The organism is Streptomyces sp. NPDC024687, assembly GCF_055559055.1.
In genome coordinates this window covers 262,770-287,986 of record NZ_JBVHLJ010000004.1, presented here as the reverse complement: position 1 = coordinate 287,986, position 25,217 = coordinate 262,770, and the positions used below count along the sequence as shown (strand labels likewise).

General features: G+C 70.7%; 23 protein-coding genes. 11 read left to right on the top strand and 12 right to left on the bottom strand.

The annotated features are described in order from the left end of the window. The first annotated feature begins 27 nt into the window (after window positions 1-27). The gene (locus ACZ39I_RS17985; protein WP_467245330.1) at window positions 28-1,044 is read left to right on the top strand and encodes an ABC transporter substrate-binding protein; all 1,017 of its coding nucleotides are present in this window, start codon (window positions 28-30) and stop codon (window positions 1,042-1,044) included. 39 nt (window positions 1,045-1,083) lie between these two features. Beyond that, window positions 1,084-2,160: an NAD(P)-binding domain-containing protein gene (locus ACZ39I_RS17980; protein ID WP_467245329.1), complete on the top strand. Its 1,077-nt coding sequence runs from the start codon at window positions 1,084-1,086 to the stop codon at window positions 2,158-2,160. 13 nt (window positions 2,161-2,173) lie between these two features. Here ACZ39I_RS17980 and mltG read toward each other — a convergent pair whose 3' ends face one another. Further along, window positions 2,174-3,025: an endolytic transglycosylase MltG gene (gene mltG / locus ACZ39I_RS17975; RefSeq protein WP_467245328.1), complete on the bottom strand. Its 852-nt coding sequence runs from the start codon at window positions 3,023-3,025 to the stop codon at window positions 2,174-2,176. Window positions 3,026-3,088: 63 nt separating this feature from the next. Beyond that, window positions 3,089-4,945, bottom strand: coding sequence for an ABC transporter ATP-binding protein (locus ACZ39I_RS17970; RefSeq protein ID WP_467245327.1), 1,857 nt, complete (start codon window positions 4,943-4,945; stop codon window positions 3,089-3,091). A gap of 94 nt (window positions 4,946-5,039) precedes the next feature. Between ACZ39I_RS17970 and ACZ39I_RS17965 the strand changes: the two genes are divergently transcribed. Then, window positions 5,040-5,477, top strand: a complete 438-nt coding sequence (locus ACZ39I_RS17965; RefSeq protein ID WP_467245326.1) for a MarR family winged helix-turn-helix transcriptional regulator — start codon at window positions 5,040-5,042, stop codon at window positions 5,475-5,477. Window positions 5,478-5,590: 113 nt separating this feature from the next. On the opposite strand, the gene ACZ39I_RS17960 is transcribed toward ACZ39I_RS17965, so the two are convergent. After that, on the bottom strand, window positions 5,591-6,961 hold the full coding sequence (locus tag ACZ39I_RS17960; protein ID WP_467245325.1) for a cation:dicarboxylate symporter family transporter: 1,371 nt from the start codon (window positions 6,959-6,961) through the stop codon (window positions 5,591-5,593). Between the two features lie 346 nt (window positions 6,962-7,307). Then, the gene (locus tag ACZ39I_RS17955; RefSeq protein WP_467245324.1) at window positions 7,308-8,033 is read right to left on the bottom strand and encodes a hypothetical protein; all 726 of its coding nucleotides are present in this window, start codon (window positions 8,031-8,033) and stop codon (window positions 7,308-7,310) included. A gap of 181 nt (window positions 8,034-8,214) precedes the next feature. Between ACZ39I_RS17955 and ACZ39I_RS17950 the strand changes: the two genes are divergently transcribed. The 4 genes from ACZ39I_RS17950 to ACZ39I_RS17935 all read left to right on the top strand — a co-directional run bounded on the left by ACZ39I_RS17950 (window position 8,215) and on the right by ACZ39I_RS17935 (window position 13,045). After that, entirely contained in the window at window positions 8,215-10,065 is a 1,851-nt protein-coding gene (locus ACZ39I_RS17950; RefSeq protein ID WP_467245323.1) for an ABC transporter transmembrane domain-containing protein, read from the top strand. Then, window positions 10,062-11,843 carry an ABC transporter ATP-binding protein gene (locus ACZ39I_RS17945; RefSeq protein WP_467245322.1) on the top strand — a complete coding sequence of 594 codons (1,782 nt, stop codon included), beginning with the start codon at window positions 10,062-10,064 and terminating at the stop codon, window positions 11,841-11,843. The genes ACZ39I_RS17950 and ACZ39I_RS17945 overlap by 4 nt, the downstream gene beginning before the upstream one ends. Window positions 11,844-12,223: 380 nt before the next feature. After that, window positions 12,224-12,694: a DUF5709 domain-containing protein gene (locus ACZ39I_RS17940; protein WP_467245321.1), complete on the top strand. Its 471-nt coding sequence runs from the start codon at window positions 12,224-12,226 to the stop codon at window positions 12,692-12,694. A 90-nt stretch (window positions 12,695-12,784) separates the two neighbouring features. Further along, a complete protein-coding gene (locus tag ACZ39I_RS17935) occupies window positions 12,785-13,045 on the top strand; it encodes a type B 50S ribosomal protein L31 (protein WP_020118411.1) in 261 nt (86 codons plus the stop codon). A gap of 23 nt (window positions 13,046-13,068) precedes the next feature. Here ACZ39I_RS17935 and ACZ39I_RS17930 read toward each other — a convergent pair whose 3' ends face one another. Further along, the gene (locus ACZ39I_RS17930; RefSeq protein WP_467245320.1) at window positions 13,069-13,863 is read right to left on the bottom strand and encodes a metal-dependent hydrolase; all 795 of its coding nucleotides are present in this window, start codon (window positions 13,861-13,863) and stop codon (window positions 13,069-13,071) included. Between the two features lie 145 nt (window positions 13,864-14,008). Between ACZ39I_RS17930 and ACZ39I_RS17925 the strand changes: the two genes are divergently transcribed. Further along, window positions 14,009-16,522, top strand: a complete 2,514-nt coding sequence (locus tag ACZ39I_RS17925; protein ID WP_451476171.1) for a DEAD/DEAH box helicase — start codon at window positions 14,009-14,011, stop codon at window positions 16,520-16,522. 37 nt (window positions 16,523-16,559) lie between these two features. Then, complete coding sequence (locus ACZ39I_RS17920) at window positions 16,560-17,426, top strand: acyl-CoA thioesterase (RefSeq protein WP_467245319.1); 867 nt, start codon at window positions 16,560-16,562, stop codon at window positions 17,424-17,426. Window positions 17,427-17,449: 23 nt separating this feature from the next. On the opposite strand, the gene ACZ39I_RS17915 is transcribed toward ACZ39I_RS17920, so the two are convergent. Continuing rightward, the gene (locus tag ACZ39I_RS17915; RefSeq protein WP_467245318.1) at window positions 17,450-18,331 is read right to left on the bottom strand and encodes a DUF6397 family protein; all 882 of its coding nucleotides are present in this window, start codon (window positions 18,329-18,331) and stop codon (window positions 17,450-17,452) included. A gap of 124 nt (window positions 18,332-18,455) precedes the next feature. Continuing rightward, complete coding sequence (locus ACZ39I_RS17910; protein WP_352386747.1) at window positions 18,456-18,869, bottom strand: roadblock/LC7 domain-containing protein; 414 nt, start codon at window positions 18,867-18,869, stop codon at window positions 18,456-18,458. Between the two features lie 94 nt (window positions 18,870-18,963). Here ACZ39I_RS17910 and ACZ39I_RS17905 point away from each other — a divergent pair, with 94 nt between their 5' ends. Continuing rightward, a complete protein-coding gene (locus ACZ39I_RS17905) occupies window positions 18,964-19,392 on the top strand; it encodes a PPOX class F420-dependent oxidoreductase (protein ID WP_467245317.1) in 429 nt (142 codons plus the stop codon). A gap of 28 nt (window positions 19,393-19,420) precedes the next feature. Here the strand turns inward: ACZ39I_RS17905 and ACZ39I_RS17900 are convergent, their stop codons facing one another. The 5 genes from ACZ39I_RS17900 to ACZ39I_RS17880 all read right to left on the bottom strand — a co-directional run bounded on the left by ACZ39I_RS17900 (window position 19,421) and on the right by ACZ39I_RS17880 (window position 24,425). Beyond that, entirely contained in the window at window positions 19,421-20,026 is a 606-nt protein-coding gene (locus ACZ39I_RS17900; protein ID WP_352386751.1) for a GTP-binding protein, read from the bottom strand. Between the two features lie 129 nt (window positions 20,027-20,155). Beyond that, the gene (locus ACZ39I_RS17895) at window positions 20,156-20,569 is read right to left on the bottom strand and encodes a DUF742 domain-containing protein (RefSeq protein WP_467245316.1); all 414 of its coding nucleotides are present in this window, start codon (window positions 20,567-20,569) and stop codon (window positions 20,156-20,158) included. 22 nt (window positions 20,570-20,591) lie between these two features. Next, window positions 20,592-21,065, bottom strand: a complete 474-nt coding sequence (locus ACZ39I_RS17890) for a roadblock/LC7 domain-containing protein (RefSeq protein ID WP_393601061.1) — start codon at window positions 21,063-21,065, stop codon at window positions 20,592-20,594. Beyond that, complete coding sequence (locus tag ACZ39I_RS17885) at window positions 21,062-23,587, bottom strand: sensor histidine kinase (RefSeq protein ID WP_467245315.1); 2,526 nt, start codon at window positions 23,585-23,587, stop codon at window positions 21,062-21,064. The genes ACZ39I_RS17890 and ACZ39I_RS17885 overlap by 4 nt, the downstream gene beginning before the upstream one ends. Before the next feature lie 64 nt (window positions 23,588-23,651). Beyond that, window positions 23,652-24,425, bottom strand: a complete 774-nt coding sequence (locus ACZ39I_RS17880; protein ID WP_467245314.1) for an MHYT domain-containing protein — start codon at window positions 24,423-24,425, stop codon at window positions 23,652-23,654. A 151-nt stretch (window positions 24,426-24,576) separates the two neighbouring features. On the opposite strand from ACZ39I_RS17880, the gene ACZ39I_RS17875 reads away from it, so the two are divergent. Next, window positions 24,577-25,176 carry a class I SAM-dependent methyltransferase gene (locus tag ACZ39I_RS17875; RefSeq protein WP_467245313.1) on the top strand — a complete coding sequence of 200 codons (600 nt, stop codon included), beginning with the start codon at window positions 24,577-24,579 and terminating at the stop codon, window positions 25,174-25,176. Window positions 25,177-25,217 lie beyond the last annotated feature (41 nt).

The following is a 25,217-nucleotide window of genomic DNA, read 5'->3' as shown; positions in this document are numbered from 1 at the left end:
GCCAAGTTCCACAGAACGGATCCCCCAATGCGACGTCGCCTCGCCCCCGCCGCACTGCTCCTCCCCCTCGCCCTTCTGCTCACCGCCTGCGGCGGGAACGCGTCCGCCGGCACCGACACCGACGGCAAGGGCTCCCTCACGCTCGACGTCGGGGACCAGAAGGGTGGTTCGGAAGCGATCCTGCGTGCCGCCGGGGAGCTCGACAACCTCGACTACAAGATCAAGTGGTCGACGTTCACCTCCGGTCCGCCGCTTCTGGAGGCCGTCAACGCCAAGGCCGTCGACATCGGCGGCGTCGGCAACACCCCGCCGGTGTTCGCGGCCGGCGCCGACTCGAAGATCACGGTGGTGGCGGCCTGGCACGGGACGTCCAAGGGCGACGCCATCCTGGTCCCGAACGACTCCAAGCTGACCGATCCCGCGCAGCTCAAGGGCAGGTCCGTCGCCGTGGCGCAGGGGTCCTCGGCCAACTACCAGCTGGTCGCCTCCCTCAAGAAGGCCGGTCTCGGCCTGAACGACGTGAAGGTCAAGTACCTCCAACCGGCCGACGCCCTCGCCGCGTTCACCTCCGGCAAGGTCGACGCCTGGGCGGTGTGGGACCCGTACACCTCGCAGATCCTCCAGTCGAAGCAGGGCCACGTGCTGACGACCGGGGACGGCATCACCAACGGTCTGACCTTCCAGGTGGCGGCGCCGGGCGCACTGAAGGACAAGAAGAAGGCCGCCGCGATCGACGACTACCTGAAGCGGCTGCGACGCGCCTACAAGTGGGTCTACTCCCACGAGTCGGAGTGGGCGAAGGTCTGGGCGAAGGAGACGGGGCTGCCCGAGGACGTGGCGCTGGCCGCGGTGAAGCGGACGTACACCACCCGGGTCGCGGTTGCCGTGGACCAGCAGCTCATCACCTCGGAGCAGGAGATCGCCGACACGTTCACCTCGCTGAAGCTGATCCCGGGGAAGGTGGACTTCGGGAACTTCGTGGACACGCGGTTCAACGGCGATCTGCCCGCGTCGACCTCCGCACCCCGCCCCTCCGAGGACTGACCCGGGAAGATCCACGGCCTCGCCACCGTTAGTAGAAACGTGAACAACACGCGCGAGGTCGAGGTCGTCGTCGTAGGCGCTGGTCAGGCAGGCCTGTCCAGCGCCTACCACCTGCGCCGCACCGGTTTCGAGCCGGAGCGCGACTTCGTGGTGCTGGACCACTCCCCCGCCCCCGGCGGCGCCTGGCAGTTCCGGTGGCCGTCGCTGACGTACGGCAAGGTCCACGGCATGCACGCGCTGCCGGGGATGGAGCTCACCGGCGCCGACCCGCAGCGGCCGTCGTCGGAGGTGATCGCCGAGTACTTCACGGCGTACGAGCGCGCCTTCGACCTTCGGGTACGGCGGCCGGTGGACGTTCGTGCCGTGCGCGAGGGCGAGGGTGGCCGGCTGCTCGTGGAGACCTCGGACGACACCTGGTCGACGCGGGCGCTGATCAACGCGACCGGCACCTGGGACCGGCCGTTCTGGCCGCGCTATCCCGGCCAGGAGACCTTCCGGGGGCGGCAGTTGCACACCGCGCAGTACCCCGGGCCCGAGGCCTTCGCGGGGTTGCGGGTGGTCGTGGTGGGCGGGGGCGCGTCGGGCACCCAGCACCTCATGGAGCTCGCCCCGTACGCGGCCGCCACCACCTGGGTGACCAGGAGTGAGCCGGTGTTCCGCGAAGGCCCCTTCACCGAGGACGTCGGCCGGGAGGCCGTGGCGCTCGTCGAGGAGCGGGTACGGCAGGGACTGCCGCCGAAGAGCGTGGTGTCGGTGACCGGCCTGCCGCTGAACGACGCGGTACGACAGGCGATCGCGGACGGGGTCCTCGACCGGCAGCCCATGTTCGACCGGATCACGCCCGAGGGCGTGGAGTGGAACGACGGGCGGCAGGTGGACGCCGATGTGATCCTGTGGGCGACCGGCTTCCGGGCCGCCGTCGATCACCTGGCCCCGCTGAAGCTGCGTGAGCCGGGTGGTGGGATCAGGGTCGAGGGCACGCGCGCGGTCGCCGACCCGCGCGTCCATCTCGTCGGCTACGGCCCGTCGGCGAGCACCATCGGCGCCAACCGCGCGGGCCGCGCGGCCGTACGCGACATCAGGCGACTGCTGACGGCAACACCCGCCGCCGTCTGACACACCGCCAAGGTCACCCCGTTCCGGCCGCCTTGCTCTGGTTCTTGTTGAACTCGGCAACGTTGCGCCGGTGTTCGTCGAAGCTGTTCGTGAAGCGGGTGTCCCCCGGCTTCACCGTCACGAAGTACAGCCAGTCCCCCGGTGTCGGGTTGATCGCCGCGCGCATCGCGGCCTCACCCGGATTGTCGATCGGGGTCGGTGGCAGCCCCATGCGCTGGTACGAGTTGTAGGGGCTGTCGATGCGCAGGTCGGCGCCGGTCGTCCGCAGCGTGGAACGGTTCAGGGCGTAGTTGATGGTGGAGTCCATCTGCAACGGCATCCCGCGCTCCAGGCGGTTGAAGACGACCCGGGCCACCTTCCCCATGTCCGCCTCGGTCGCCGCCTCGGCCTGGACGATGCTCGCGATGGTGACGGCCTGGTAGACGTTCAACGCGTTGCGCTGGGCGCCTGCCGCGACAGGGGCACCGCTGAACTTCTTGTTCGCGGTGTCGACCATGAACGACAGCAGCGCCTCGGGCGTCGTCTTCCTCCCGTTGCGCTCCAGGGGATACGTCGCCGGGAAGAGGTAGCCCTCCGGATTGCCGTCCGCGTCGGCCGGCAGCCTGAGGTTCGCCTTGGCCAGGGACTTCTTGGCGGTGCCCGGGGGCCGGGCGAGGGCCTTGTCGACGGCGTCGTAGATCTGCCCGGCCCGCCAGCCCTCCGGGATCACCAGGGTGGCGTGCTCCTTCTCCCCCTCGCCCCGCAGGCTGAGCAGCGGCACGGCCACGGCGGTGCCGGCCACGACGGCCCCGGTCGCGATGAGGACGAGACGGCCCCGGCGCGTCAGTCGAATCGTGCTCCGTGGCGGAGGAGTGTTCCTGTACATGCGGGCACGGTAACCCGCACAACGTCACAAACCAGGCATATCTTCGGCTTGTCGGTTTTCGGTTCAGCTGGTCGGTTCCAGTTCCGCGTCTTCGTGCGCGGGGTCCAGTCGGGCATCCTCGTGCGCGGAGTCCAGTCGGACGTCCCGGCGTACGAGCTCCGCGTACCGCCCTTCCTGCTCCAGCAGTTCCTCGTGCGTCCCGCGCTCGGCGACCCGGCCGGAGTCGAGGACCACGATCTGGTCGGCGTTCCGGATGGTGGACAGGCGGTGCGCGATGGTGAGCGTGGTGCGGTTGGCCGACAGCGCGTCGATGGCCTTCTGCACGGCGTGCTCGGTGCGGGTGTCCAGCGCGCTGGTCGCCTCGTCCAGGATGAGGACGGGCGGGTCTCGCAGAATGGTCCGCGCGATGGCCAGGCGCTGCTTCTCACCACCGGAGAACCGGTGGCCGCGCTCGCCGACGACGGTGTCGTACCCGTCCGGCAGCGAGCTGATGTGGTCGTGGATCTGGGCCGCCCGCGCCGCCTGCTCGAGTTCCTCGTCGGTCGCGTCCGGCTTGGCGAAGCGCAGATTGTCGGCGACCGAGGCGTGGAAGAGGTACGTCTCCTGCGAGACGACCCCGATGGCACGGGCCAGGGTGTCGAAGTCCAGGTCGCGGACGTCGATCCCGTCGAGGGTGACCCGGCCGCCCGTCACGTCGTAGAGCCGCGGGACCAGATAGCCGAGCGTGGACTTGCCGGCGCCGGTCGGGCCGACGACCGCGAGACTGCTGCCCGCGGGGACGTCGATGTCGATGCCGTCGAGGATGGGGCCGCCCTTGCCGTCGTACCGGAACTCGACGTTCTCCAGGCGGACCTCGCCCTTGACGCGGTCGAGGTGGACCGGGTCCTCGCGCTCGGTGATGTCGATCGGCAGGTCGAGGTACTCGAAGATGCGCTGGAAGAGCGCGAGCGAGGTCTGGATCTGGACGCCGGTCGACAGCAGGCTCACGGCGGGGCGGAACAGGCCCTGCTGGAGCGAGACGAAGGCGACGATGGTGCCGATGGAGATGTCGGGGCCGCCGGCCTGGAGGGCGATGCCCGCGGTCCAGTAGATGAAGGCGGGCATCGCCGACATGACGATCCCGATGACGGCCATGCGCCAGCGGCCGGCCATGTTCGACCGCACTTCGAGGTCGACCAGCCCCTCGGACTCGTCGGCGAAGGACCGGGTCAGCGAGTCGGAACGGCCCATGGTGCGACCGAGCAGGATGCCGCTGACGGAGAGCGACTCGGTGACGGTCGCGGCCATCGCGGCCATCTGCTTCTGGCGCTGCGTGGTGATCTTCTTGCGCTCGTTGCCGACGCGGCGGCTGATCCACACGAACACCGGGAGCAGCAGCAGCGAGACGACGGTGAGGCGCCAGTCCAGGGCGATCATCGCGATGATCGTGGCGATGACGCTGGTCAGGTTGGAGACCAGGGAGGTGGCCGTCGAGGTGACGGTGGCCTGCATGCCGCCGATGTCGTTGGCGATGCGGGACTGCACCTCGCCGGTGCGGGTGCGGGTGAAGAAGGCGAGCGACATGCGCTGCAGGCGGCCGTAGACCGCGGTGCGCAGATCGTGCATGACGCGCTGGCCGACCGTCGTGGAGATCAGGGTCTGCAGCACGCCGAAGATGCCGGTGAGGACGGCACTGAGGATCATGCCCAGCGCGAGCAGGCTGAGCAGCCCGGTACGGCCCTGGGGGATGGCCACGTCCAGCGTTTCCTTCAGCAGGAACGGGGTGGCCACGGTGACGAGGGAGGCGGCGGCGACCAGCAGGCCGACGACGGCGAGCTTCGCACGGTACGGCTTGAAGAGCCGGAGGATACGGCGCACCTGACGGGGCTGGTCGGTCGAGGTGCCGGGGGTGGGGGTCCAGTCGATGTGATCGCGGGGCATGGTCTCCTACGGAAGGTGAGGTGATGCGGACTGACGGAGCCTAGCTCATTGTTACCTATGCTCACAATGAACCAGGTCCTGATATTGTTCCCGCATGACCACGCCAGATTCCGACAGCCTGCTCGCCGAGCAGTTGCTCAGGCTCACGCGCCGGGTGCACGGCATCCAGAAGCGCCAGCTCCATGAGCGCGGTCTCGGCGTGACTCCGGCCCAGTCCCGGCTGCTGCGCACCCTCGCGCATTGGGACACACCGCCCCGCATGGCGGATCTCGCGCAGCGGCTTGAGGTGGTGCCGCGTGCGGTGACCACGCTCGTCGACGGGCTGGAAGCGAGCGGCAAGGTGCGCCGGGTGCCCGATCCGGCCAATCGCCGGGTGATCCGCATCGAGCTGACCGAGGACGGCCGCAAAACCCTGCAGGGGCTGAGGGATGTGCGCCGGGCCGCCGCGGAGGAGATCCTCGCGCCGCTGACGGACGAACAGCGGGACGTACTCGGTGGACTGCTGGACATGCTGGTGGACGGGCAGCACTGAGCGCGGCGGCACTGGCGAGGGCAGTACTGGGGGACGGCAGTACTGGGTCAACAGGCCTCGGTCACCGTTCCGTACGGCGGGAGCGGTGACCGAGGACTTTTCCGGCAGGCGTGTCAGCCAACCTCTGGGGCGGGTTCCTTGGCGGGTTCCTTGGCGGGCTGAGCCGGTACCAGTGCCTCCACGACGGTGGGCACGGTCTCGCCGTCCAGCACCCTCTTGGCCTTGTCGATGTCCAGTGCCCCCTCCCAGCGGGAGACCGCGAAGACCGCGACACAGTTGCCGAGCAGGTTCGTCACGACGCGCATCGAGTCCATGATGCGGTCCACGCCGAGGAGCAGGGCGACTGCACCGGCGGGGATGGCGCCGAGCGAGGAGGCGGTCGCGGACAGGGCGAGGAAGGCCGAGCCGGGGATGCCCGCCATGCCCTTGCTGGTCAGCATCAGGACCAGCACCACGGTGATCTGCTGGCCCAGGCTCAGGTCGACGCCCACCGCCTGGGCGATGAACAGTGTGCCGATGGAGAGGTAGAGCGAGGCGCCGTCCAGGTTGAAGGAGTAACCGGTCGGCAGCACCAGACCCACGGCGTCGTCGCGGGCGCCGGCCTTGCGCAGCTTCTGCATCACGCGCGGCATGACGGACTCGGTGGACGCGGTGCCGAGCGCGAGGAGCATCTCCTCGCGGATGTAACGCAGGAACTTCCACAGGCTCAGTCCGGTGACCGCCTTGAGCGCGACGGCGAGCAGCGCGATGAACAGGGCGGCGGCCGCGTAGCACAGGACGATCAGCTGGGCGTAGGTCTCGATGACGCCGAGGCCGTACTGGCCGATCAGGACGGCCATCGCGCCGAAGACCGCGATCGGCGCGAGGCGCATCACGAAGCCGACGACCGCGAAGATGATCTCCTGCGCCTGCTCGATGGCGGGCAGCACCTGCGGGACCTTGGTGTGGCCGAGGTGCAGCAGCGCGGTGCCCACCAGACAGGCCAGGATGAGCACCTGGAGCAGGGAGTTCTCGGCGAAGGCGCCGATGAAGCTGGTGGGCAGCGCGTTGACGATGAACTCGGTCGTCGAGGGCAGGTGGCCGCCGCCGGTCTTGGCGTCCACGGCCGCGGTGTTGAGCGTGGCCGGGTCGACGTGCATCCCCGAGCCGGGCTGCACGATGTTGGCGGCGAGCAGGCCGATGATCAGCGCCAGCGTGCTCGCGACCTCGAACCAGATCAGCGCCTTGAGCCCGATCCGGCCGAACGCCTTCAGGTCACCGGCCTTGGCGATGCCGACGACGACCACGCAGAACACGAGCGGCGAGATGATCGTCTTGATGAGCCGGGTGAAGCCGTCGCCGAGCGGCTGGAGGTCCGAGGCGAAGCCGGGCCACAGCTTTCCGACGAGGATGCCGAGCACGAGCGCGCAGGCGACCTGCGCGAAGAGTGAGGTACGCAGTATGCGTGCGACGCGTCGCGGCAGGGACGGGACGGACGGCGGCACGGGCACTCCTTGAGCGATGGGGACGTACAGAAGCCGGGGGAAGACTTCTGCGATACGGAAAGCGGTTTCCGTGCCGATCACTCTGCCGGGACCGTTGATCACGCGCGAGACCGCCGCGTTTCGGCCGGGTAAATCACCTGGTCTGTGACGCACCGCACACCATGTGCCTCAGTAGGCCGTCGACAGTGGCCGACTCGTCGTTCGGGGCTTGATGTCGAACGCGGGGCCGGTGACGGCGTACCGGAGGGACGGCACCTTCGGCGGCACCGCCAGGTACCGGTGTCGAGTGTCAGCACCCGGTCCGCGCCGAGGCCTCGCGCTCCGGGTGGCGCCTCCCCCGACGCCCTCAGTCCTTCAAGTCCGCCCTGTCCCCCATCACCAACACAGGACGCCGGTCCGGATCAAGCGTGCGCAGCAGATACCGCATCGCCGACCTGGACACGCTGACACAGGCCGACGTACCGCTGTCGTGGTCCATGTGCAGCCAGATGCCGCCGCCCTTGCCGTAACCCTCGGGCCGTGTCTGGTTGTTCGGCGGGGTGCCCGTGACCCGGTTGTAGTCGATGGCGATGACGTAGTCGAAGTCGTGCCAGTACGACCTTGGCCACCAGCGCGGGGCCGCGATGCCGGCGGACCTCGTGTACGGCAGCCGGGCCCCGGGGTCAGGGAGCGCGCCGCCCGCGTCGCTCAGCGTGAACACGCCGACTGGGCTGCGTCTGTCGCCCTGGCGGTGGTCGGTGGTCCAGCCCTTCTTGCCGTTGTGCGCGGGCCAGTCGCGGACCCGGTCCCAGACGGAACCGCGCTTGGCGTAGAGCACGACGGTGGCGTCCGGGGAGTCCTTGCCGTCGCCGTAGACCGCGACGACCTGGCGGGAGGCCGCGGGGATACGGCGCTGGAGGCGGTCGCTGACGCCGGGGATACGGGTCGGTCGGTCGGCGGGTTCGCCGGCGGCTTTCGCGTGAGTGTCGCCGGTGCCTGCCGAGCCCGGACCGCCGCATCCTCCCAGGGGGATCAGCAGCGCACCCAGGAACGTCGTCGTCACCACGGCACGCCGTGCGCCTGCACCTCGCATCGCTTCATGGTCGCACCGCGGGCGGGACAAGGCCGCTTCCACGAGCGCAGCGGGATCTGTCCGCGACGGCGGAAAACCTGTTGCCTCCGACCACGCTCTGCCGCGAACCTTTCACGGTTTGCAGCCGCCGTGTGCGGCTCCCTCCCACCCCCTGACACGAGCCACTGGGACGTCACACGTCATGCAGATCCAAGACCTTCCGTACCCCGACCCGGGAGTGCCGGACGCCCGCTCGGGGCCCCGGTTCCTGTGGTGGCTCTTCAGGAACCAGCTGGGCGGACAGCTCAAGTCACTGGCCTGGGGACTGCTGCACTTCCTCTCCATCTCCGCGCTGCCCTTCTGCGTCGGCGTGGCCATCCAGGCGGTCGTCGACCACTCCGGCCGCCGACTCGCCCTCGCGGGCGGCCTGTTGGCACTGTGCTGCGCCGGCAGCGCGCTCGGCGACACCTTCCTGCACCGCACCGCCGTCACCAACTGGATCACGGCGGCCGCACGCGTCCAGCAACTCCTGGCCCACAAGGCCGCGAACCTGGGCTCTGCGCTGACCCGGCGGGTCGCGGCAGGCGAGGTCGTGGCCGTCTCCACCGGCGACGTCGAGAAGATCGGCTGGTTCGTGGAGGCCTGGTCACGGTTCACCGCGGCGGCGGTCACCATCGTCGTGGTCTGCGCCGGCCTGGTCGTCTACCAGCCCGCGCTCGGCGGGGTGGTCGCCGTGGGCCTGCCCTTCCTGGCCCTCGCGGCACTGCCCCTGCTGCCCCGCGCGACCAAACGCGCCGACTTCCAGCGCGAGAAGGCCGGCCGCGCCACCGAACTGGCCTCCGACACCGTCGCCGGCCTGCGGGTGCTGCGCGGCATCGGCGGCGAGGAACTCTTCCTCGACCGCTACCGCAAGGCCTCCCAGGAGGTCCGCCACGCGGCCGTGCGCAGCGCCCGGATGTGGTCCCTGATCGCCGCGATCCAGGTACTGCTGCCGGGGCTGCTGCTGATCGCGGTCGTCTGGTACGGCGTCCATCTGGCCCGGCAGGGCCGCGTGGAGATCGGCGAACTGGTCGCCGTCTACAGCTCGGTCATGATCCTCACCTATCCGCTGCGGCACTTCGAGGAGATCGCCATGGCGTACTCCTTCTCCCGGCCCTCGGCCACACGGGCCGCCCATGTGCTGTCGCTGGAGCGGGCCACGTCCGCCGAGGGCTCGCGGGACAAGGCCGGGGACGACCTGCCGAGCGGGGATCTGTACGACCCGGCCACCGGTCTGCTCGCCCCTTCCGGCCGGCTCACCGCGGTGGTGTGCGGCGACCCGGACGCGGCGGGGCTGCTGGCCGAGCGCCTCGGCGGCCACCCGTCGGAGGAGGCCACCTCGGTGCTGCTGGGCGGGGTGCCGCTGGACGAGCTGCGGCTCGGCTCGGCGCGCACGGCGGTCCTGGTCCAGGACAAGGACCCGGTCCTGCTCTCCGGCACCCTGCGCGACCTGCTCGACGTGCCCGCCTCGGGTGCCGTCGGCGCCGCGGAGGCGCTCGCGGCCGCGCAGTGCGCGGACGTGCTGGCGGCCCTGGTCCAGGGATCCCTGGGCACCGAGGACCCGATGGACGCGCGCATCACCGAACGCGGGCGGTCCCTGTCGGGCGGCCAGCGCCAGCGGCTCGCCCTGGCCCGGTCCCTGTTCACCGACCCGGAGGTGCTCGTCCTGGACGAACCGACCTCCGCCGTCGACTCGCACACCGAGGCACGGATCGCGCAGGGCGTGCGGGACCTGCGGGCCGGACGCACCACCGTGGTGTTCACCTCCTCGCCGCTGCTGCTGGACCACGCCGACCGCGTGGTGCTCGTGCACGAGGGCGAGGTCGTGGCGGTCGGCGTACACCGCGAACTGGTGCGCAAGGAGCCGCGGTACCGGGCGGTCGTCACCCGCGAGACCGACGAAGAGGCGGCCCTCGACGGCGTACGGAACGAAGACGACGTACTCACTGAAGACGCTGTACTGAACGAAGACGCCGTACTGAACGAACTGGAAGAGATCGAGGAGACAGCATGATCGGCGTGGCGCCACCGGCCTACGACCCGGCGGCACCGACGACGGCGAACACCCTGCCCGTCGGAGCCACCGCGACCGTACGCGCCTACGTGGCCGAACTGTTCCACCGGCACCGCCGCGCCTTCGTGCTCCTCGTCGGCGTCAACACCGTCTCGGTGGTGGCCTCCATGGTCGGCCCCTGGCTCCTCGGCGACCTCGTCGAGCGGGTGTCGGACGGGGCTCGCGAACTCCATCTGGAGCTGACGGCCGGGCTGTTCGTGATCGCACTGCTCGTGCAGGCCGTGTTCGTACGGCAGGTGAGACTGCGCGGTTCGATGCTCGGCGAGCGCATGCTGGCCGACCTGCGCGAGGACTTCCTCGTGCGGGCGGTCGGTCTGCCGCCGGGTGTCCTGGAGCGGGCCGGGACCGGTGACCTGCTGTCCCGTATCACCACGGACATCGACCGGCTCGGCAACGCGATGCGCGAGGCGGTGCCCCAGCTGGCGATCGGCGTGGTGTGGGCGGCCCTCCTCCTCGGCGGGCTCGTGATCACCGCGCCGCCCCTGGCCGCCGCCGTGCTGCTCGCCCTGCCGCTGCTGGTGATCGGCTGCCGCTGGTACTTCAAGCGGGCGCCCTCGGCCTACCGCTCGGAGGCCGCCGGGTACGCCGCCGTGGCCGCCGCGCTCGCGGAGACCGTGGACGCCGGACGCACCGTCGAGGCACACCGGCTGAGCGCGCGCCGCATCGAGCTGTCGGAGCGGCGGATCAAGGAGTGGACGGCCTGGGAGCGGTACACGCTGTGGCTGCGGTCGGTGCTCTTCCCGTGCATCAACGTCAGCCACGTGATGATCCTTTCGTCGGTGCTGATGGTCGGCGGGGTGTTCGTCCTCCAGGGCTGGATCGGAGTCGGCCAGCTGACGACCGGCGCGCTGATCGCCCAGATGCTGGTCGATCCGGTCGGGCTGATCCTGCGCTGGTACGACGAGCTGCAGGTGGCCCAGGTGTCGCTGGCCCGGCTGGTCGGAGTCCGCGACATCGAGCCGGCCGGCGCGGACTCCGGGCTCGCTCCCGAGGGGCGGGACGTCCACGCGGACCGGGTGCACTTCGGCTACCTGGAGGGCGTGGACGTCCTGCGCCAGGTGTCCCTTCAGGTCGCGCCCGGCACCAGGCTGGCGCTGGTCGGCCCCTCGGGCGCCGGCAAGTCCACCCTGGGCAGGCTGCTGGCCGGCATCTACGCGCCCCGGGACGGCCGGATCACCCTCGGTGGGGCCGAGCTGTCCCGGATGTCCGCCGAACGGGTCCGTGAGCATGTGGCCCTCGTCAACCAGGAGCACCACGTCTTCGTGGGCTCCCTGCGCGACAACCTCCTGCTCGCCCGGACGGACGCCACGGACGCCGAGCTCTGGGCGGCCCTCGGCGCGGTCGACGCGGACGGATGGGTACGGGCGCTCGACGACGGCCTGGACACCGAGGTCGGTTCCGGCGGACTCACCGTCACTCCGGCCCAGGCCCAGCAGGTCGCCCTGGCCCGGCTGGTGCTGGCCGACCCGCACACGCTGGTCCTGGACGAGGCGACGTCGCTGCTGGATCCCCGGGCGGCCCGTCACCTGGAACGCTCCCTGGCCCGCGTCCTCGACGGCCGCACCGTGGTCGCCATCGCCCACCGCCTGCACACCGCCCACGACGCGGACGTCATCGCCGTCGTCGAGAACGGCCGCATCAGCGAACTGGGCAGCCATGAGGAGCTGGTCGCGGCGGACGGGGCGTACGCGGCGTTGTGGAGGTCTTGGCACGGGTGAGGGGGAGACGGGGCGGGGCGAGTGTCTGGGTGCGTCCTGTGCGTCCTGTGCGTCGTGTGCGTCCTGTGACAGGTGCTGGGGAGGTTCGGGCGCACTGCAGGCCGTACCCCTCCGAAGCCCGACGCAGCCATGCACTCGGCCCCGGACCAGGGCGCAGCCCCCACCCCGGCCCCCCGCACAACCCCCGCTCCGGCGAGCGCAGCGACCACGTGGCGTTGCGCAGTGCCGAAAGGGGGTGGAAGGCTGGACAGCAGCACCGGCTCAGGGAGCGCTCGCGGACGGCACGGTTCGACGGCGGGCGCGGCAAGTGCCCCGTGAGCCCGTGGTCCGCCCCGGGCCGCGGGAGGACCGGGTCCGTCCCCCTTCACCTGGAGGTACCCGTGGACAGCTCCGACGGATGGGGAGACGACGTCTACCAGCCCGACGACTCCGAGATCCAGGACGACGCGGGTCTGCTCGACGCGGAGGACACCCTGGAGGACGACGGAGTCGGTGACCCCCTCGACCGCGGCTGGTCCCCGCCGGAGCGACCGTGGGCGGTGGAGCACAGCGGTGTGACGGCCGCGGAGCGCCGGCAGGGCGAGACGCTGGACCAACGACTCGCCGAGGAGACGCCCGACCTCGCGCCGGCCGACGGTGACGGGATCGGTGACTGCGACGGCACCGACGGCGAGCTCCTGGACAACGAGGTCGGCGCGATGCGTTCCGGCCGTCTCGTGGCCCCCGACGAAGGGGCTCACGAGGACGAGGAGAGCGCGCTGATCGCCACGGACGTCGGCATCGACGGTGCCGCCGCGTCCGCGGAGGAGGCCGCGATGCACATCGTCGACGAGGAGTACCTGCCCGGCTGACCGCTGCGGCCGCCCGGCCGTGTCCGCGCCGTCCACCCCGTCCACCGTCGCACTGCCCGTGCCGTATTCCGCGCCTCCCGAGGAGCAGCCATGCAGCAGGACAAGCACCCCGACTACCACGAGGTCGTCTTTCGCGACCGCTCCGCCGGCTACGCCTTCCTGACCCGGTCCACCGCCACCAGCGACCAGACCATCGAGTGGGACGACGGCGAGACCTACCCGGTGGTGGACGTGGAGATCTCCTCCGAGAGCCACCCCTTCTACACCGGCAAGGCGCGGACGGTGGACTCGGAGGGACGCGTGGCCGCCTTCGAACGGCGCTACGGAGGCGGGACCGGTCAGGGCAGCTGACGGGGGCCTGCGGCGCCCCGGCCTCAGATGAAGTTGAGTGCCGCCGCGCAGCCCACTCCCCCGAGCAGCATGAACGCCGGCATCAGCACCTTCAGCTCGACCCAGCTGCCCGCCCGGAAGCGCATGACCTTGGGCGGGCCGATCGGGTACCAGCGCTTGCGGCCCAGCGGGATCGGCCACAGGATCGGGCAACCGGAGACCGTCAGCGCGTCCCCGATGTCGTGCACGAGCGCGCCCAGCACGACCGGCAGCCCCAGCCACAGGTACTCCTGGCCCGGCTGCGTGAACAGCCAGTCCGAACCGTTGCCCGGCTTGTCCAGGACGCCCGCGACGATCCACGCGCCGGCCGCGGCCAGCAGCCAGACCAGGACGTCCGCGCTGGAGCCTCGGGTCGCGCGCCACAGCAGGCCCTCGATCGCCAGCACCAGGTGCACGAAGAGGATCGTCAGCACCGCCCAGCGGCCACCGGTGATCGCCGCCACCGAGCAGGCCGCGCCGATCAGCACCGCCCACAGCCAGGTGTGCGTGAGCGTGCGGTGCCCGCCGGAGCGACGCGGGTCGCCCTGTTTCCTGGTGGCCTTGTAGACGGCGTACGAGAGCTTGTCGACGATCTCGCACAGGGCCCATGAGATCGGCCCGAAGGCCCGCGAGATCGTGGCCGCTTTGTGGTCGAGGTCGGGAGCGAGCGCGGCGCCCGCGCAGATCAGGGCTCCGGCCAGCAGCACGGGCCACGGCATGGTGTGCCCCGTGGCGGCGGCGGCCGCTCCTACGCCCAGCCAGGCCGCGGCGCCCGACAGTGAGTGTGCTGGTCCCATCATCGGCGTTGATCGCCCCGTTCCTCTTGTGCCACTGTCCAGTTGACCGGCTGCGCTGACGCTCCGTCGGCGACACAGCGTACTGGTCGTGATCTTCGGCCTCGCATCCGATTCCCCCATCGGGCATCCGGGCAGGCAAGATGGGTGGGTGACCCTCATCGATCAGCTGCCGCCGACCGCCGACCCCGACGCCCTCTACGAAGCCTTCGAGTCGTGGGCCGAGGAGCGGGGTCTGACGCTCTACCCCCATCAGGAGGAGGCGCTGATCGAGGTGGTCTCCGGCGCGAACGTGATCGTGTCGACGCCTACCGGGTCGGGCAAGAGCATGATCGCGGCGGGTGCGCACTTCGCCGCCCTCGCCCGTGACGAGGTCACCTTCTACACCGCGCCCATCAAGGCGCTCGTGTCCGAGAAGTTCTTCGAGCTGTGCAAGATGTTCGGCACGGAGAACGTCGGCATGCTGACCGGCGACGCCTCCGTCAACGCCGACGCTCCCGTCATCTGCTGCACCGCCGAGGTGCTCGCGTCGATCGCGCTGCGCGACGGCAAGAACGCGGACGTGGGCCAGGTCGTCATGGACGAGTTCCACTTCTACGCCGAGGCGGACCGCGGCTGGGCCTGGCAGATCCCGATCCTGGAGCTGCCCCAGGCGCAGTTCGTCCTGATGTCGGCCACACTCGGCGATGTCTCGATGTTCGAGAAGGACCTGACCCGGCGCACCGGCCGACCGACATCGCTGGTCCGCTCGGCGACTCGGCCCGTGCCGCTCTCCTACGAGTACAAGTTCACCCCGCTCACCGAGACACTGACGGAACTCCTGGAGACCAAGCAGGCGCCGGTGTACATCGTGCACTTCACGCAGGCGCAGGCCGTGGAGCGGGCGCAGGCGCTGATGAGCATCAACATGTGCACGCGCGAGGAGAAGGACCGGATCGCCGACCTGATCGGCAACTTCCGCTTCACCACCAAGTTCGGCCGCAACCTCTCCCGTTACGTCCGGCACGGCATCGGCGTCCATCACGCCGGCATGCTGCCCAAGTACCGGCGGCTGGTGGAGAAGCTCGCGCAGGCCGGTCTGCTGAAGGTCATCTGCGGCACGGACACCCTCGGCGTCGGTGTCAACGTGCCCATTCGCACGGTGCTCTTCACGGCGCTGACCAAGTACGACGGCAACCGCGTCCGTACCCTGCGCGCCCGCGAGTTCCACCAGATCGCCGGCCGCGCGGGCCGGGCCGGCTACGACACGGCGGGCTTCGTCGTCGCCCAGGCTCCCGAGCACGTCATCGAGAACGAGAAGGCGCTCAACAAGGCGGGCGACGACCCGAAGAAGCGCCGCAAGGTCGTGCGCAAGAAGGCGCCCGAGGGGTTCGTCGGCTGGACGGAGAACACCTTCGAGAAGCTGATCACCTCCGATCCGGAGCCGCTGATGTCCCGCTTCCGGGTCACGCACACGATGCTGCTGTCGGTGATCGCCCGTCCCGGCAACGCCTTCGCGGCCATGCGGCACCTCCTGGAGGACAACCACGAGCCGCGCAAGCAGCAGCTGAAGCACATCCGGCGGGCGATCGCCATCTACCGCTCGCTGCTGGACGGCGGCATCGTCGAGAAGCTCGACGAGCCCGACGCCTCCGGCCGCATCGTCCGCCTCACCGTGGACCTGCAGCAGGACTTCGCGCTCAACCAGCCGCTGTCCACGTTCGCGCTCGCCGCGTTCGAACTGCTCGACCCCGAATCGCCCTCCTACGCCCTGGACATGGTGTCCGTCGTGGAGTCCACGCTGGACGACCCCCGGCAGATCCTCGCGGCCCAGCTGAACAAGGCCAAGGGCGAGGCCGTGGCCGCGATGAAGGCGGACGGTGTCGAGTACGAGGAGCGCATGGAACGCCTCCAGGACATCACGTACCCGAAGCCCCTGGAGGAGCTGCTCTTCCACGCGTACGACACCTACCGCAAGAGCCACCCCTGGGTCGGCGACCATCCGCTTTCCCCGAAGTCCGTCATCCGCGACATGTACGAACGGGCGTTGACCTTCACGGAGTTGGTCTCCCTCTACGACCTCGCCCGCACCGAGGGCATCGTCCTGCGCTACCTGGCCAGCGCCTACAAGGCGCTCGACCACAACATCCCTGACGACATCAAGTCCGAGGACCTGCAGGACCTGATCGAATGGCTCGGCGAGACGGTCCGCCAGGTCGACTCCAGCCTGCTGGACGAGTGGGAGCAGCTCGCCAACCCGGAGGTGATGACCGCCGAGGAGGCCCAGGAGAAGGCCGACGAGGTCAAGCCCGTCACCGCCAACGCGCGCGCCTTCCGCGTCCTGGTCCGCAACGCCCTGTTCCGCCGCGTCGAACTCGCCGCCCTGGACCAGGTCGAAGAGCTCGGTGAGATGGACGGCGAGGCCGGCTGGGACGCCGACAGGTGGGGCGAGGCGATGGACAAGTACTGGGACGAGTACGACGACCTCGGCACCGGCCCCGACGCCCGCGGCCCCAAGCTGCTGCAGATCGAGGAGGAGCCGCAGAACCGGCTGTGGCGCGTCCGGCAGACCTTCGCCGACCCGAACGGCGACCACGACTGGGGCATCAGCGCGGAGATCGACCTCACCGCCTCCGACGCGGAGGGCCGTGCGGTCGTCCGGGTCACCGACGTCGGCCAGCTGTGAGCCACGGACCGGCTGTGAACACAGGAGAATCCCACCCATGACGAACCCGGCCGAGAGGCTCGTCGACCTGCTCGACCTGGAGCAGATCGAGGTCAACATCTTCCGTGGACGCAGTCCGCACGAGTCCCTCCAGCGGGTCTTCGGCGGCCAGGTGGCGGGCCAGGCGCTGGTCGCCGCCGCCCGCACCACGGATGGCGAGCGCCCGGTGCACTCGCTGCACGCGTACTTCCTGCGCCCGGGCCGGCCCGGCGTACCGATCGTGTACCAGGTCGAGCGGGTGCGCGACGGGCGGTCGTTCACCACCCGCCGGGTCACCGCAGTGCAGCAGGGCCGCACGATCTTCAATCTCACCGCCTCCTTTCACAAACCTGAGGAAGGTCCCTTCGAGCACCAGCTGCCTCCCGCCCGCAAGGTCCCGCCGCCGGAGTCCCTGCCGACGGTCGGCGACGAGATCCGGGAGTATCTGGGCGAACTGCCCGAGCAGTTGGAGCGGATGGCGCGCCGCCAGCCCTTCGACATCCGGTATGTGGACCGGCTGCGGTGGAGTGCCGAGGAGGTCAAGGACGCCGAGCCGCGCAGCGCGGTGTGGATGCGCGCGGTCGGGCCGCTCGGGGACGACCCGGTCGTGCACACCTGCGCGCTGACCTACGCGAGCGACATGACTCTCCTGGACGCCGTCCGCCTCCCGGTCCAGCCCCTGTGGGGCCCGCGGAGCTTCGACATCGCGTCGCTGGATCACGCCATGTGGTTCCACCGGCCGTTCCGCACGGACGAGTGGTTCCTGTACGACCAGGAGTCGCCGATCGCGACGGGTGGGCGCGGTCTGGCCCGTGGCCGGATCTACGATCTGGAGGGACGTCTGCTGGTGTCCGTCGTCCAGGAGGGTCTGTTCCGGCCGCTGTAGTTCAGGCGCGGGTCAGGCGTAGGTCAGGCGCTTCTGCGGCGGAGCCAGCCCAGCAGCCCGCGGGACGGTTCCTGCGTCGGCGGCTCTCCCGGGGGCAGTGTGGGCGGGGTCTGCCGGGTTGCCGGGCGTGGCGCGGGACGGAACCGGCGGGCGTCGTCGAGGACTTGGGCCAGCTCGGTCCTCAGCCATGCGATCTCGGCCGGGTCGTCCGCCGTCATGATCTTCTCGCTGAGGTGGGCGGCGGGTGAGCCCTGCGCCCCGTGCGCGGGCGGTCCCGGCCGGAAGCGGCCCAGGTGGGACCGCTCGTAGGGGTCCGGGACGAGCTCCGCGATCTGGGCGGGGTCGAGGAAGGCGGCGAGGGCTCCGGCGCTCTCCCAGGGGTCTTCGGCCAGACGCAGCAGGAAGCCGCGGTGGCGTCCGCGCCAGTTGCGGGCGCGCAGGTCCACGCCCTCGTCCAGCATGTCGCGCAACCCCTCGGGCAGACGCCGCTCGGTCAGCAGCGGGGTGTTCTCCTCGACTGCAGTGAACTCCTCCAGTTCGTCGGCCAGATACAGCCACACGACGGCCCGGTACCGGTTCAGATAAAAGCGCACCGGCGAGAACAGGCCGAGGCGCGCCAGGCGGGTGAACCTGCCGACGGAGATCTCCATGGCCTCCGCGCCCTCGGTGGTGCCCACGAGTCGTACGCGTTGACGCAGTGCGTCGGGGAAGCCGTCCGTGGCTCGCAGCCGGTCGATCTCGGACCGGCTGACGCGTCGGCCTCCGCCCCCTTCGTCGGGCACCGTCCGGATCTGGCCGAGGTGTACGGCGAGGTCGAACTCGCTTCGCTTGAGCCCCAGTTCCCGCGCGGCGCGGCTGGGGGTGTAGGTGTTGCGCTGGAGTGGGGTGATGGTGTTGCTCGTCATGGTCGCTCCCCCGTGGAGTCGTCGCTCACGCTGTGTGCGTTTGCCGTGACAGAAACCGTAGCCGGTGGGGCGGGTTGCGTGGCGAGCCTGTGGATAACTCCAGCGGGCTGAATAAAACCCCAGGTCAGAGGTCTGTCGCCGGACTCCGCTCGGGTCGGCGGGCGTCCACGTCGAGGTGCTCGCCGACCCGGTTGACGAGCAGGGTCATCTCGTAGGCGATCCGGCCGATGTCTGCGTCGGAGCCGCTGAGCACGCACAGACAGCTGCCGGTGCCCGCGGCGGTGACGAACAGCACCGCGTCGTCGAACTCGATCATCGTCTGCCGTACCTTGCCCGCGCCGAAGTGGCGCCCGGAGCCCTTGGCTAGGCTGTGCAGTCCGGACGACACGGCGGCGAGATGGTCCGCGTCCTCACGGCGCAGTCCTGTACTGGCGCCTGTCACCAGCCCGTCGTTGGACAGCACCAACGCGTGCCGCACATGGTCGACGCGCTCGGTCAGATCGTCCAGCAGCCGGCCGAGCCCCTGCTTCTGCGGCATGTGTCCCGTCTCCCCGTGTGACGTCTCCTCCTGCCCGGAGGACCTCCCAGCAAGCCTTCCCCACGACCGTCAACGGGGCAAGGAGAATGGGGACATGGCACAGAAGATGACCGATGAGCAATGGCGGGAGTTCGTCTCGCACGGCACCCGCACCGGCAAGTTGTCGACCGTCCGGGCCGACGGGAGCCCGCATGTGGCGCCGATCTGGTTCGTTCTCGACGGCGACGAGCTGGTGTTCAACACCGGGAAGGAGACTGTGAAGGGGCGCAATCTGGCGCGGGACGGGCGTGTCGCCCTGTGCGTGGACGACGACCGGCCGCCCTTCGCCTTTGTGGTGCTGCAGGGCCGGGCCCGGCTGTCGGAGGATCTCGACGAGGTCCGGCACTGGGCCGGGCGGATCGGGGCGCGCTACATGGGCGAGGAACGGGCCGAGGAGTTCGGCGCCCGCAACGGCGTTCCGGGGGAGCTCCTCGTCCGTGTGAGCATCGACCGGGTGCTGGCGGAGAGGGACCTCGCGGACTGACCTGCCGGTGGGCTGCCTCCGGCCGAGGTCAGCCCACCGAGTCGAGGAGCCGGGCGGTGTGCATCCGCCCGGCGTACTCGACCAGCCGGATCAGCACCTCCTTGCCCGAGTCCCGGTCCCGTGCGTCGCACAGCACCACAGGTGTGCCCTGGTCCAGGTCGAGGGCGCGCGAGACGTCGTGGGCGCCGTAACTCCGGGCACCGGCGAAGCAGTTGACGGCCACCACGAACGGGATGTGCCGGTGCTCGAAGTAGTCCACGGCGGGGAAACAGTCCTCCAGGCGCCGGGTGTCCGCGAGGACGACGGCACCCAGGGCCCCTTGCGACAACTCGTCCCACAGGAACCAGAAGCGGTCCTGGCCCGGGGTACCGAAGAGATAGAGCGACAGGCCGGAGCGGATGGTGATCCGCCCGAAGTCCATGGCGACCGTGGTGGTGACCTTCTGGTCCACGCCATCGGTGTCGTCCACCAACTGCCCGGCCTCGCTGAGCAGTTCCTCCGTACGCAGCGGCCTGATCTCGCTGACCGCGCCCACCAGGGTGGTCTTGCCCACGCCGAACCCGCCGGCGACCAGTATCTTCAGCGCGAGGGCGGTCGTGTCGCCGCCCTGGGCGTCGGAGTTCTCGGAGACCATCGATCACTTCTCTCGGGAGGGCCGGCATCGGGCGGCGACGTCGGTACGGGGTCGCGAAGGCAGCATCATGACAACTGGGACTTCGCTTTGAGGGGTTGGGCCGCTTATTGCCCGGTTCTGAACGTTCATCTACAGGGCCCGGAGCCCTTCGATCACTTCGCGCAGAATCCGTTCGTCGGGCAGCTGCGCGGGCGGCACCGGACGGCTGACGGTGACGCAACCGAGTTCCAGGAGGTCCCCCAGGAGCACCCTGACCACGCCCACGGGCAGGTCGGCGCCCGCCGAGAGTTCCGCCACCGACTGCGTCTCCGTGCGGCACAGGTCGATCAGGGCCCGGTGCTCCGGTCCGAGCGACGTGTCGTCACCGGCCCCGGGCGCGCCGGCGTCGAGGGTGACGAGGGCGATCAGATCGAAACGCACCCCGGTGGGGCCGGGTTTGGTGCGTCCGCCCGTCATCGCGTAGGGGCGGACGAGGGGCCCGGCCTCGCCGTCGTACCACTGGCTGCCCTGTTCGTACGGGACGCCCGCCATGTCCTCGGTCATCGGAGCCGACCGCCCTTCGTTCTCATCCGGCGGCGGGCGGTCGCGCGCCCACGCGCGGCGGCGTGTAGAGGTGCTCGCCGACCCTCTTGACCAGGCGTGCCATCTCGTAGGCGACGAGGCCTATGTCCGCGGTCACCGCGGTGAGGACGGCGAGACAGGAGCCGTCTCCCGCGGCGGCCACGAACAGGAAGCCGTCGTCCATCTCGACCATGGTCTGGCGCACTCCCCCGGCGCCGAAGTGCCGGCCCGCGCCCTTGGCCAGACTGTGGAAACCGGAGGAGACCGCGGCGAGGTGTTCCGCGTCCTCACGGCGCAGGTCCGTCGAAGAGCCCACGGCGAGGCCGTCGTTGGAGAGCACCACGGCATGCCGTACCTCGCTCACGCGCAGCACCAGGTCGTCCAACAGCCAGTCGAGTTCACCGGACCTGCCCCACTCCCGGTTGCGCTCGCGCGGGGGGACCCCCATGTCGGCCCTCATGTTCGGGTCCTGGATCATCCTCGGTCTCCTTCGCTGCTGTCTCTGCCCGCTGGGGGATCTGGGGTGGCACCGCGACCGGACTGCCTGCCGCCGCCGCGCGCCCAGCCCTCCCGGTACGCCGCCATCCGGTCCCGGACGGCTTCGGGTGTACGGCCTTCGTCGTCCCGGCGGTCCGCTGCCGGGGTCGGTTCCTCGGAGCGCTGCTCGCGCAGTTGGGGAGCCAGGCTCGCCTGTCGTACCCGGCGGGGAAGGTCGTCGGACTCCTCCGGCTCGTCGGGCGGCCGGTGCAGACGCAGGGCGGTGACTCCGGAAGGCGGTGACTCGGACGTTCCCCGGTCGGCGGCGGCCGTCAGGGGAGCCACCAGGGCGGGGCGCTCGGCCGGGGCGGGGACGGACTCCTGGTCCCGTTCTGCGGCGGCCACGCGCGCGTACTCGCGTTCTGTGAGCCGTTCCCGGTCGGTGGCCTTGGCGGGGGAACGTTCCGCCGCCTTGATGTGCAGCAGCGCCGTGGGCAGCAGGACGACCGCGGTGGTGCCGCCGTAGGGCGAGGTGCGCAGGTGCACCTTGATGCCGTGCCGCGCCGCAAGCCTGCTGACCACGAACAGGCCCAGCTGGTCACTGTCGAACAGGTCGAGCGCCTCGGACTGCTCGATGCGCCGGTTGGCCTCCGCGAGAGTCTCCTTGCCCATGCCCAGACCGCGGTCCTCGACCTCGACGGCGTAACCGTTGCCGACGGGTTCGCCGGTGACACGCACGCGCGTGTGGGGTGGTGAGAACTGGGCGGCGTTCTCGATGATCTCGGCCAGCAGGTGCGTGAGGTCGGCGACCGCCGCGCCGACGACGGAGGCGTCCGGCAGCTGACGCACTTCCACGCGCGCGTAGTCCTCGACCTCGGAGACGGCCGCGCGGACCACATTGGTCAGCGAGACCGGCATGCGCCAGGCGCGGCCGGGTGCCGCTCCGGAGAGGATGATCAGGCTCTCCGCGTGGCGGCGCATGCGGGTGGTGAGGTGGTCGAGCCGGAAGAGATCGCTCAGTTCGTTGGGGTCGTCGGAGCGGCGTTCCATGCTGTCGAGCAGGCTGAGCTGGCGGTGGACGAGGATCTGGCTGCGGCGGGCGAGGTTGACGAAGACCCCGGAGATGCCGCTGGCGAGTTCGGCGCGCTCCACCGCGGCCCGCAGCGCTGCGCGGTGCACGGTGTTCAGGGCCTCGGCGACCTGGCCGGCCTCGTCCTCCGCGGGCGGTCCCGGCGGGGCCTCGGACCGGATGTCGATCTCGTCGCCTGCGCGCAGCCGCCCCATGGCCTCCGGGAGTTTGCGGCGGGCGATCTCCAGGGCGCTGTTGCGCAGGCTCACGAGCTCGACGACGAGGCCGCGACCGATGCGCACGGAGATGACGAGCGACGCGGCGACGGCGATCAGGCCGAGCAGGACCGCGGCCCCTGCCGGGGTGAGCAGACCCCGGGTGAACGGGTCGGCACGGTGGGCGACCCCGCTGCCCGCCGCCTCTTCGACGGCCCGCATGCCGTCCTGCACACGCGTGTGCCCGGCCCGCCAGGTGGCCTCCGGCGTCGACTCGACGGCGCGGACGCCGGGAGCGGCGGCCAGTATCCGGTCCTCTGCGGCGGTCACGGTGGCGTAGGCGCCGCTGCCGGCGATCTTCTGCCAGGTGGCGCGGTCGGAGCCGCGCAGGTCGGTCACGGCCGCCTCGGTGAGGGTCCGGCGGGTGTCGACGGCCCCGGTGAACAGCCGCAGCCGCTCTCCGGCGAGGCCGCCCGCCAGCCGCGCGCTCGACAGTACGACGTCCTCCTGGGCCAGTGACTCGCCCGCGCGGGAGAACTCGAGCAGCACGCGCGCGTCGGAGCCGAGCTCGGCGTCCTGGATGCCGGTGAGGGCACCGCCCACCGCGAAGGCGCCGGCGATGGTCCTGGTGTAGCGGCCGTACGTCTCGTCCCACCCGGCGCTGCGGTCCAGCACGGCGGCGCGCACGGAGCGCAGCCTTTCCGCACCGGTCACGAAGGCTTCGAGGCGCTGGGCGACACCGGCGGGGAGCTCCTCGCCGTCGGCGACGGTGTTGTCGTCGCCGAGCCGCAGTCGTGCCACGGCCTGGTCGGTGCGCTCGGCGAGCTTGCGGAGGTCGTCGCTCTGCGCGGCGGACGGGTCGGTCGCGTAGCGGACCGCGGCGGCACGCTCCGTCTGGAGCGCGGTCACGGCCTCGGCGACGGGCGAGCGGACGGCGTCGTCCACGCGTTGCAACTGCCGCAGCCGGGACACGTCCTGGGCGGTGCTGACGGTGGCGTACGCCCACAGCGCGAGCAGTGAGACGACGGGCACCATGAGCAGGCAGACGATCTTGGCGCGGACCGTGCGGGGGCGTATCCGCCAGGGTCCCGCGTGCACGGGTATGTCCTCGGCCGGAGGACCCACGGGGTCGTCCGGGCTTTCGTCGGCCGGTGGTCCGGCATGTGCGCGACGCCCGCGCGCGGGGGTCTGGTGCGGCGACTCGGCGCCGGCTCTGGGGGTCCTACGCGATGTACGCATGGCCTCCTCGCTCGGGAGTGGTTCGGGGGCGTGTCGTCGGGCCGTCCGGGGCCCGGCTCCGCCGCTAGGAGGTGACGCTCTCGACCGTGCGCTGAGCCGAGGCGGTTGCCTCGCGCTCTCCTGTCGTGGGCGACAGAGCGACGAAGGCCGAGGTCAGGAACAGGTAGGAGCCGAGTCCGACGGCGAGCGGGAAGATGAACTGCATCGCCGTCGCCCCGGGCAGGACGCCGCCGGAGGGTGAGACCCGCACGCTCACCGCGAACATCCCGGTGTAGTGCATGCTGCTGACCGCTGCGCCCATGATCAGGGAGGCGATGGTGACGGCGACGGGCGACTTGATGTTGAGCGCCGCCCACAGGGCCGCCGTCGCCGCGACGACGGCGATGAGGACGGAGAGTCCGACGAGGACCGGGTCGTACTGGACGCTGCCGTGCAGCCGTACGGCGGCCATGCCCAGGTAGTGCATGCTCGCCACGCCCAGGCCGGTGGTGAGTCCGCCCAGGAAGAGCGCGCGGACCCGGTCATGGCTGTAGCCGACCGCGAAGACGCCGGCGGAGACGACCGCCATCGCGACCAGGAGGCTCGCGATCGTCCGTGGTACGTCGTAGCGGATGTCGGTGCCGCTGACGCTGAAGCCGAGCATGGCCACAAAGTGCATGGTCCAGATGCCGGTCGCGATGGCCGAGGCCGCGGTGATGAGCCAGTTGCGGCGCGAACGTCCGGTGGCTCCGAGGGCACGCATGGTGCAGCGCAGGCCGAGCGCGGCGCCGATACAGGCCATGACGTACGAAAGCGTGGGCGTCAGCCAGCCCAGGGCTGCGTGGTCCAGGTGTCCCATGGCTAAGGGACGCTAGCCGGGGCAGGGGCGCACAAAGAGGGCGCATTTCGAAAGGTGTTGCAATCTGGCGCAAGATGCGTCTGAACGATCGCGTCACGTTCGAACGTGTGCACCGCGCCTTCATCCCTGTCGGTGAGAGACCATGCGGAACATGAGCGACGACCACACACACGTTCAGGAGTTCTTCTCGGCCCGTGCCGCCGACTGGGACAGCCGGTTCCCGGACGACGGTCCGGCCTACGCCGCCGCTGTCACGGAACTCGGTCTGCGCGAGGGCGACCGCGTGCTCGACGCGGGCTGCGGCACCGGACGGGCCCTGCCGCCCCTGCGTGCGGCCGTGGGGCCCTCAGGAGTGGCCATAGGGGCCGATCTGACCCCGGCCATGCTGGAAGCCGCCGTACGGGCCGGCAGGGACCGGGACGGACAGCTGCTGCTCGCCGACGTGGCCGCCCTGCCGCTCCGCTCCGGCTCGCTCGACGCCGTCTTCGGAGCGGGCCTGATCTCCCATCTGCCCCGACCGGCCGACAATCTGCGCGAGTTGGCCCGGGTGGTACGGCCCGGCGGCGTCCTCGCCCTGTTCCATCCGATCGGCAGGGCGGCGCTCGCCGCGCGCCAGGGGCGGCAGATCACCCCTGAGGACCTGCGCGCGGAGCCCAACCTCCGTCCTCTGCTGGCCGGTTCCGGATGGCGCATGACGTCGTACGTCGACGAGGACTCCCGCTTCCTGACCCTGGCCGTCCACGAGGACTGAACGCGTTCATGTCGTCGTGGCGACCGCCGCTGCGAAGGCGT

What these genes read in the sequence shown, in the direction of transcription:
- ACZ39I_RS17965 (WP_467245326.1), top strand. Translation starts at nt 5,040, where the DNA reads ATGACCACGCCAGATTCCGACAGCCTGCTCGCCGAGCAGTTGCTCAGG.
- ACZ39I_RS17895 (WP_467245316.1), bottom strand. Translation starts at nt 20,569, where the DNA reads ATGACCGAGGACATGGCGGGCGTCCCGTACGAACAGGGCAGCCAGTGG.
- ACZ39I_RS17900 (WP_352386751.1), bottom strand. Translation starts at nt 20,026, where the DNA reads ATGGTCTCCGAGAACTCCGACGCCCAGGGCGGCGACACGACCGCCCTC.
- ACZ39I_RS17945 (WP_467245322.1), top strand. Translation starts at nt 10,062, where the DNA reads ATGATCGGCGTGGCGCCACCGGCCTACGACCCGGCGGCACCGACGACG.
- ACZ39I_RS17880 (WP_467245314.1), bottom strand. Translation starts at nt 24,425, where the DNA reads ATGGGACACCTGGACCACGCAGCCCTGGGCTGGCTGACGCCCACGCTT.
- ACZ39I_RS17885 (WP_467245315.1), bottom strand. Translation starts at nt 23,587, where the DNA reads ATGCGTACATCGCGTAGGACCCCCAGAGCCGGCGCCGAGTCGCCGCAC.
- mltG (WP_467245328.1), bottom strand. Translation starts at nt 3,025, where the DNA reads ATGTACAGGAACACTCCTCCGCCACGGAGCACGATTCGACTGACGCGC.
- ACZ39I_RS17910 (WP_352386747.1), bottom strand. Translation starts at nt 18,869, where the DNA reads ATGCCGCAGAAGCAGGGGCTCGGCCGGCTGCTGGACGATCTGACCGAG.
- ACZ39I_RS17970 (WP_467245327.1), bottom strand. Translation starts at nt 4,945, where the DNA reads ATGCCCCGCGATCACATCGACTGGACCCCCACCCCCGGCACCTCGACC.
- ACZ39I_RS17875 (WP_467245313.1), top strand. Translation starts at nt 24,577, where the DNA reads ATGAGCGACGACCACACACACGTTCAGGAGTTCTTCTCGGCCCGTGCC.
- ACZ39I_RS17930 (WP_467245320.1), bottom strand. Translation starts at nt 13,863, where the DNA reads ATGATGGGACCAGCACACTCACTGTCGGGCGCCGCGGCCTGGCTGGGC.
- ACZ39I_RS17985 (WP_467245330.1), top strand. Translation starts at nt 28, where the DNA reads ATGCGACGTCGCCTCGCCCCCGCCGCACTGCTCCTCCCCCTCGCCCTT.
- ACZ39I_RS17915 (WP_467245318.1), bottom strand. Translation starts at nt 18,331, where the DNA reads ATGACGAGCAACACCATCACCCCACTCCAGCGCAACACCTACACCCCC.
- ACZ39I_RS17955 (WP_467245324.1), bottom strand. Translation starts at nt 8,033, where the DNA reads ATGCGAGGTGCAGGCGCACGGCGTGCCGTGGTGACGACGACGTTCCTG.
- ACZ39I_RS17905 (WP_467245317.1), top strand. Translation starts at nt 18,964, where the DNA reads ATGGCACAGAAGATGACCGATGAGCAATGGCGGGAGTTCGTCTCGCAC.
- ACZ39I_RS17890 (WP_393601061.1), bottom strand. Translation starts at nt 21,065, where the DNA reads ATGATCCAGGACCCGAACATGAGGGCCGACATGGGGGTCCCCCCGCGC.
- ACZ39I_RS17950 (WP_467245323.1), top strand. Translation starts at nt 8,215, where the DNA reads ATGCAGATCCAAGACCTTCCGTACCCCGACCCGGGAGTGCCGGACGCC.
- ACZ39I_RS17935 (WP_020118411.1), top strand. Translation starts at nt 12,785, where the DNA reads ATGCAGCAGGACAAGCACCCCGACTACCACGAGGTCGTCTTTCGCGAC.
- ACZ39I_RS17920 (WP_467245319.1), top strand. Translation starts at nt 16,560, where the DNA reads ATGACGAACCCGGCCGAGAGGCTCGTCGACCTGCTCGACCTGGAGCAG.